Raw genomic sequence first — 6,151 nt, forward strand, 5'->3', positions numbered from 1 at the left:
CACACGATGCAGGTCAGGCCTTGGCGGAGGCCTGGCCCGGCAGCACGGCGTCCACCGGCGGCGGCAGCTCGCCTTCGCGGCCGTTCAAGGCCAGCGCCAGCTTGTCACGGTCCAGCGCGCCTTCCCAGCGCGAGACCACCACGGTGGCCACCGCGTTGCCGATGAAGTTGGTCAGCGAACGGCATTCACTCATGAAACGATCCACGCCGAGGATCAGCGCCATGCCGGCCACCGGCACCTCCGGCACCACCGCCAGCGTGGCCGCCAGCGTGATGAAGCCGGCACCGGTCACGCCCGCCGCGCCCTTGGAGCTCAGCATCGCCACCAGCAGCAGCGCGATCTGGTGCCCGAGCGTCAGCTCCGTGTTGGTGGCCTGTGCGATGAACAGCGCGGCCAGGGTCATGTAGATGTTGGTGCCGTCGAGGTTGAACGAATAACCGGTGGGCACGACCAGGCCGACCACCGACTTGCTGCAGCCGGCGCGTTCCATTTTCTCCATCAGCGACGGCAGCGCCGATTCGGAGGAGGAGGTGCCGAGCACGAGCAGCAGCTCGGCCTTGAGGTAGCGCGCCAGCTTGAACACCGAGAAACCGCACAGCCGCGCGACGATGCCGAGAATCACGGCCACGAACAGGAACGCGGTGATGTAGAACGAGCCCACCAGCCAGGCCAGGTTGATCAGCGAACCCACGCCATATTTGCCGATGGTGAAGGCGATGGCGCCGAAGGCACCGATCGGCGCGGCCCGCATCAGGATGTGCACCAGCTTGAACACCGGCGCGACCAGCGCTTCGAGGAAGGTCAGCACCGGCTTGCCCTTCTCCCCGACGAGGGCCAGGGCGATGCCGAACAGCACCGCCACGAACAGCACCTGCAGGATGTTGCCGTCCACGAACGCGCTGACCAGCGTCTTGGGAATAATGTCCATCATGAAGCCGACCAGGGTCAGCTCATGCGATTTCTGCACGTAGCTGTTGACCGCGCTCTGGTCCAGGTCGGCCGGGTTGATGTTCATCCCCGCGCCCGGCTGCACCACGTGCGCCACCACCATGCCGACCACCAGGGCCAGGGTGGAGAAGAACATGAAGTAGGCCATGGCCTTGGCGAACACGCGCCCGACCGTGCGCAGGTGGGTCATGCCTGCGATGCCGGTGACGATGGTCAGGAAGATCACCGGCGCGATGATCATCTTCACCAGATTGATGAAGGCATCGCCCAGCGGCTTCATCTTCTCACCGACCAGCGGCTCGTAATGGCCGAGCACGGCCCCGAGGATGATGGCGACGACGACCTGGAAATACAGCTGCCGGTAGAACGGCAGCGGTTTGGCAGGGACCTGCGCTGGGGCGGGAACGTGCATGATGGACTCCGGAAGGGGCGGATGGCGCGGCTGCAGCGGGATGACCGCGCAGCCACATGGGACGGCGCATTTGTACGCCGCCGGTGGCCCCGAGCAGATAACCTATTGGTACTATCCCGCCGGTTCAGCCCGCCGGGAGTGCCTACACTTGCCCCGCACGCACGCCCCCACGGCGGGCAGGGCCGGTGGTTCGCCGGCCGTCCGGCCCCGCCCCGCATGGCACGCCCGCTTTCAAGTGCCAGCGGCAACGGCCGATAACGCCTCCCAATACGAGAGAGATGTCCACCTCATGCGAATGACCCCTGCCCTGCTGGCCCTGTCCTTGGCCACGACCCCGCTGCTGGCCTCCGCCGCCGATTTCGACAACTGGCCGACCAAGGTGGCCTTCAGTGATGGCACCGAACTGGCCGCCACCGGCAACATCGCCTACGACTGGAACAATTTTTCCGGCGATATCGAGAACGCCGACGCGGTGCGCCGCAAGGAGTTCGGCGCCACGCTGAAGAAGAAAGGCGTGTATGACGCGATGGTGTACTACGACTTCCAGTCCGATACCTGGCTCGACGTGTTCTTCCGCGTGGAGAGCAAGGCCCTGTTCGGCCAGGACATCGGCCGCTTCCGCGTGGGCTACATCAAGACGCCGGTCGGCCTGGACGCGGTGACGAGCTCGCGGGCCGGCAGCTTCATGGAATTCGCCATGCCGGTGCAGGCGTTCTACGCGGGCCGCCGCACCGGTATCGAGTGGGCGCTGGAGCGCCCGGCCTACCTGCTGCAGGCTGGCGCCTACGGCGGCAAGGACCTGCAGGGTGACAACCCCGGCACCATGCAGGCACTGCGTGCGGTGTGGACCCCGGTGAAGGCCGAAGGCAACGTGCTGCACCTGGGCCTGGCCCTTTCGCAGGAAAATCCGCGTGGCTGGCGTGACGGCCGCGATGTGCACCACGAGGCCACCGCGCGCTTCCGTGCGCGGCCGGAGGCCGGCCTGACCGACCTGCGCCTGGTGGACTCCGGTGCGCTGGTCACGGCGGACAAGGTCAACCGTGCCGGCCTGGAAGGCATCTGGATCCGCGGCCCGTTCTCGCTTCAGGGTGAAGCGCTGCAGGCCACCATCACCCGCGATGGCCAGCCCGATTACACCGGCAACGGCCAGTACCTCATGGGCAGCTGGGTGCTGACCGGCGAATCGCGACCGTACGCGGCAGGCGGCGTGGCCAACATCAAGCCGGCGCGCGACTACGGCGCGGTGGAGCTGCTGGCGCGCTACAGCCGCCTGGACCTCGACGACGGCGCCGTACTCGGGGGCCGCGAGCACAACTGGACCTTCGGTGCGAACTGGTACCTGACCAGCCACTTCAAGTTCCAGGCCAACTACGTGAAGGCCGACGCCAGCCGCCGCGGCGTGCACAGCACCCCGGAGATCTTCGAAGTCCGCGCGCAGGTGCATTTCTGATCGCCTGACACCCCGTCCCCGAAGGGCCCGATGCCTTTCGGGGACGTGCCTGCAGGACGGGTAAACTCTTCGCATGCCTTGGCTGCGCCGCTACCGCAGGTTCGTGTCGACCCTGCTGGTCATGGTCGGCGGCACCCTGCTGTGTGCGGCCGTTGCCAGCCATGTGGCGGGACGCCGGGCCATGGCAGGCGAAAGCGTGCAGGTACAACGCCAGCTCCAGCTGTACGCCACCGGCCTGCAGCAGCGCATCGACCGCTTCGGGATCCTGCCGCAGGTGATGGCACTGGATCCTGACCTGCTCATCGCCCTGCAGCGGCCACTCGACGCCATGGCGCGGCAGCAGCTGAACCTCAAGCTGGAACGGGCCAACCAGGTCACCCGCAGCTCCACGCTGACCCTGGTCGGGGCGGACGGAGTGGCCGTGGCGGCCAGCAACTGGAACCTGCCGTCCAGCAACGTCGGCGAGGACTACAGCTACCGACCGTACTACCAGCAGGCGATGGCCACCGGGCGCGGACGGTTCTACGGCATCGGCATGACCACCGGCGTTCCCGGTTACTTTCTTTCCCAGGCCATCCTCGGTGCGGACGGGCGTCGCGTGGGCGTGGTGGTGATCAAGATCGAACTGTCCGCGCTGGAACAGGAATGGCTGTCCAGCAGCGATATCGTGCTCGCCAGCGACCACCACGATGTCGTGTTCCTGGCCAACCAGGATGCCTGGCGCTACCGCCTGCTGCGCCCCCTCGGCACCACCGAGCGCCGCCAGATGCGCGAGACGCGGCAGTACGCCGACCGCGATCTGCAACCCCTGCGCACCCGCACCGAGCGCACGCTCGGCGACGGAGGGCGGATCGTATGGGTGGCCGACCCCGCGCTGCCACGGCCGATGCTGTGGCAGTCCATCGAACTGCCCCAGGAGCAGTGGCAGCTGCATCTGCTGCACGATGCCAGCGCACCGGCGGCGATCGCGCGCAGTGCCGCCATCGGCGCCGGGGCGGCATGGCTGGCGCTCGGTTTCCTTGCGCTGTTCGTCCAGCAGCGGCGCCGGCTCGCCGCGCACCGCCAGCGCAGCCGCCGCGAACTGGAAACCCTGCTCAAGCAGCATGCCCTGGAGCTGCGCACCGCGCAGGATGGCCTGATGCAAGCCGCCCAGGCCGCCGACCACGGCCTCAGCCGCAGCCTGGAGCACCTGCCGCAGGGTGTGGTGATCATCGACCGCGAGCAGCGCCTGGTGGCGTGGAATTCGCGGTACGTCGAACTGTTCAAGTTTCCCCCGGGGCTGATCCAGGTGGGCCGGCCGATCGAGGAAATGTTCCGCTTCAACGCACGCCGCGGCCTGCTCGGACCCGGCCCGATCGACGAGGCCATCGAGCGCCGCTTGAACCACCTGCGCAGTGGCCGTCCCCACATGCGCGAAAGCGAGAAGGACGACGGCACCGTGCTGGAAATCCGCGGCAACCCGCTGCCCGACGGTGGCTTCGTCACCAGTTACGCCGACATCACCAGTTACAAGAACGCGGCACGCGAACTGCGCTCGCTCGCCGATGCGCTGGAGCACCGGATCGCCGAGCGTACGCACGACCTGGAACAGGCACGCCGCGAGGCCGAGCAGGCCAATCGCTACAAGACCCGCTTCGTCGCCTCGGCCGTGCATGACCTGCTGCAGCCGCTCAACGCCGCGCGCATGTTCATGTCAGTGCTGCGCAGCCGCCTGCCCGACCCCGCGCAGCAGCAGACCGCTGACCACATCGACACCGCGCTGGCCGCACAGGACGCCATCCTCAACAGCCTCCTGGACATCTCGCGGCTGGAGTCCGGCTCGCTGCAGACGCGCGTGCGCGCCTTCGCGCTGGAGCCGCTGCTGGAAACGCTGGCCCGCGAGTTCGGCATCGCCGCCGAGGCCGGTGGCCTGCAGCTGCACTGGGTACGCACGCGGGCAGTGGTGGTCAGTGACGAGGCCCTGCTGCGCCGCATCCTGCAGAATTTCCTGTCCAACGCCTTGCGTTACACCCCGCGCGGGCGGGTGCTGCTGGGCTGCCGGCGGGACGGCGCCTGGCTGCGCATCCAGGTCCATGACCAGGGCCCGGGCATCCCCGAGAGCCTGCACCGGGAAATTTTCGAGGAATTCCGCCGCCTGCACGACGGGCAGGAACGTGGCGCCGGGCTGGGACTGGCGATCGTGGAGCGCATTGGACGATTGCTGGGCCATCCGATCGCGGTGCGTTCGATCCTGGGCAGCGGCAGCATGTTCGAGGTATGCGTGCCGCTGGGCACCGCCAGCGACGTGGTACCGCTGGCGCCGCCGCCGGTGGTGGTGGAGACCACGGTCGACAGCCCCCTTCGTGGCCGCCGGGTGTGGGCCGTTGATGACGATGTACACGTGAGCGCGGCGACGCGGGCGCTGCTGGAGAAATGGGGCTGCGTGGTGGAGCAGGCGGACGGGCCGCAGGCCGCGCTTGAGTCGGCACAGCCAGGCGCGGCACCCGAGCTGGTGCTGCTGGATGTGCGCATGGGCGAGTTCCATGGGCCGGCGCTGTACGAGACGCTGTGTGACCGCTGGCAGGCGCGCCCGCCGGTGGTGCTGGTCACGGCCGAGCACGACGAGGGGCTGAGGGCGAAGGCCGTTGAGCGCGGCTGGGGGTTCCTGTCCAAGCCGGTGCGGCCGCCGGCACTGCGCGCGCTGATGACCCAGCTGCTGTTGCGGCACCGGGGCTGATGGCGGCGAACGGCTGGGCCCCTCGTGGCGGTGCGGGATTTTCGGGTGTGCGTGGTTTGGCTGGGCGGGTGGAGGCGGCGGGGGACGGCAAAAGCTGCATCCGTGCGTGCCTCGCGTCGCGCCATCCATGGCGCGACACGCCCCCGCCGCCCCCACCCGCCCAGCCCCCGACACGCTCCGTGCGCCGCCACGGATGAAAAATAGAAAAGCAAAAGCAAAAGCGTTGGTGTTCGTGCACACGAGGTGGGGGGGCTGTCGGTGGGGTTACGGCGAACGGCTGAGCCCCTCGTGGCGGCGCGGGATTTCTGGGTTTCCGTGGTCTGGCTGGGCGGGTGGAGGCGGCGGGGGACGGCAAAATCTGCATCCTGCGTGCCTCGCGTCGCGCCATCCTTGGCGCGACACGCCCCCGCCGCCCCCACCCGCCCAGCCCCCGACAATCTCCGTGCGCCGCCACGGATGAAAAAATAAAAAAGCAAAAGCAAAAGCAAAAGCATCGGCAGCCCGTAAGCCTGCTTTTGCTTTTGCTCTTTTTTCTTATTCCCGTGGTGGATGCAGACCTGTCACAGGGCTGGGCGGTGGGGTTGGGTGGGGGCGTTGAGCGCCATGGATGGCGCGAAGCGAGGCC

At 68.1% G+C, this 6,151-nt stretch carries 3 protein-coding genes; 2 read left to right on the forward strand and 1 reads right to left on the reverse strand.

The features are described 5' to 3' along the window. Nucleotides 1-13: 13 nt before the first annotated feature. Nucleotides 14-1,360 carry a dicarboxylate/amino acid:cation symporter gene (locus tag FHY09_RS06885; RefSeq protein ID WP_166925475.1) on the reverse strand — a complete coding sequence of 449 codons (1,347 nt, stop codon included), beginning with the start codon at nucleotides 1,358-1,360 and terminating at the stop codon, nucleotides 14-16. Between the two features lie 289 nt (nucleotides 1,361-1,649). On the opposite strand from FHY09_RS06885, the gene FHY09_RS06890 reads away from it, so the two are divergent. Together FHY09_RS06890 and FHY09_RS06895 are read left to right on the forward strand one after the other, a co-directional pair. Next, nucleotides 1,650-2,810 (forward strand): porin, encoded by a 1,161-nt coding sequence (locus FHY09_RS06890; RefSeq protein WP_166925477.1) that lies wholly within the window; start codon nucleotides 1,650-1,652, stop codon nucleotides 2,808-2,810. A 73-nt stretch (nucleotides 2,811-2,883) separates the two neighbouring features. Beyond that, a complete protein-coding gene (locus FHY09_RS06895; RefSeq protein ID WP_166925479.1) occupies nucleotides 2,884-5,526 on the forward strand; it encodes a PAS-domain containing protein in 2,643 nt (880 codons plus the stop codon). Nucleotides 5,527-6,151 lie beyond the last annotated feature (625 nt).

The organism is Xanthomonas sp. 60 (genome assembly GCF_011761925.1).

Bases quoted from the DNA above. Each gene is read 5' to 3' on its own strand.
- FHY09_RS06885 (WP_166925475.1), bottom strand. From the start codon at position 1,360: ATGCACGTTCCCGCCCCAGCGCAGGTCCCTGCCAAACCGCTGCCGTTC.
- FHY09_RS06890 (WP_166925477.1), top strand. From the start codon at position 1,650: ATGCGAATGACCCCTGCCCTGCTGGCCCTGTCCTTGGCCACGACCCCG.
- FHY09_RS06895 (WP_166925479.1), top strand. From the start codon at position 2,884: ATGCCTTGGCTGCGCCGCTACCGCAGGTTCGTGTCGACCCTGCTGGTC.